Source organism: Inquilinus sp. OTU3971 (assembly GCF_038440215.1).
The window spans coordinates 1-1,397 of sequence record NZ_JASATH010000411.1; the positions used below are offsets into that span (position 1 = coordinate 1).

The 1,397-nt window shown below is 58.9% G+C and carries 2 protein-coding genes; one reads left to right on the forward strand and one right to left on the reverse strand.

The window, feature by feature from the left end; all coding sequences use genetic code 11:
- A partial coding sequence (locus AAHM41_RS40155) for a PBSX family phage terminase large subunit (protein ID WP_342242249.1) occupies positions 1-780 on the forward strand: 780 nt, incomplete at its 5' end.
- Between the two features lie 263 nt (positions 781-1,043).
- Here the strand turns inward: AAHM41_RS40155 and AAHM41_RS40160 are convergent.
- The coding region (locus tag AAHM41_RS40160; RefSeq protein WP_342242250.1) for a hypothetical protein at positions 1,044-1,397 on the reverse strand (354 nt) is incomplete at its 5' end.

The following is a 1,397-nucleotide window of genomic DNA, read 5'->3' on the forward strand; positions in this document are numbered from 1 at the left end:
ATCCGCAAGAAGGGGTCGGAGCTGTGGTTCACCTGGAACCCGACCCGGGCGGACGACCCGGTCGACGCGCTGTTCCGCGGCGGGACGCCGCCGCCCGATTCCGTGCTGGTGCCGGTGACGTGGTCCGACAACCCGCATTTCCCGGAGGTGCTGCGGGTGGAGATGGAGTGGGACCGGGCACGCGACCCGGACAAGCACCAGCATGTCTGGCTCGGCGGCTATCAGACCTTCAGCGAGGCGCGGGTGTTCAGGAACTGGAAGGTGGAGGCGTTCGAGACGCCGGCCGGCGCCCGCTTCCTGTTCGGCGCCGATTGGGGCTTCGCCCGCGACCCGACGGTGCTGGTGCGCTGCTTCGTGGTGGGCCGGACGCTGTTCGTCGACCACGAGGCCTATCAGGTCGGCTGCGAGATCGACCGCACGCCGGCCCTGTTCGACACCGTGCCGGGGTCGCGGCGCGGGCCGATCATCGCCGACAGCGCCCGGCCGGAGACCATCAGCTATATGCAGCGCAACGGCTTCGGCAGCATCACGGGGTCGACCAAGGGGGCGGGGTCGGTGCAGGACGGGGTCGAGTTCCTGAAGGCGCACGACATCGTGGTGCATCCGCGCTGCCGGCACCTGATCGACGAGCTGGCGCTGTACAGCTATCGCACCCATCCGAAGACCGGCGTGATCCTGTCCGAGCTGGAGGGCCGCGAGAACCACGTGGTCGACGCCCTGCGCTATGCCGTCGAGGGGCTGCGGCGGGGCGGTTACGACAGCTCGATGAAGTGGGTGTGACGGGCGGCGGCGGCTGATTCAGCGAGGCCTGGGAAATTGCGGTGGAAGTCCTGGGCTTGTCGGACATCAGTCTCCGATCGCCCATGTCATCCTAATTCTTCTGTCTCAGTCCAGGGGTGCAGCCCAACCGCCACCGAATTCATTTAGCGTACCATCACCGAATGTACCCGGAGAAACAAACTCGTCGGTCGATTCAGTGAAATTTCCAGTAGGCTCCGCCACGATCGTTCCTTTCGTGAGAATCTTCAGCGTGTGTAAGTTATCTAGCTGTTGTTGATAGCGTACGTGATAAACGAGGTGTATATTATTCCGACCAGTAGCGCCACTATTGCCAAAATAGAGAAAGATTTTCTATTCTTGTCTATTGCAAATTTCAGAACTATAGCAATCTGGAAGAATGATTGAGGGGTTAGCAGCAAGGTTCTGTATAAAGCTGATCCTGTGTAACGAATTGGATCATTAAAGAAAAAACGATAGTACGGACCGTAAAAATACACTGATAGCAATATTGTTACTATTGTGACAAACAATGTCACAGAACTCAACCGGCGCCAAAATGAGTTTCTATTCTGCACAGCAGCCAACGGAGTATCCAGGTCTTCTGACATCGGATTTAG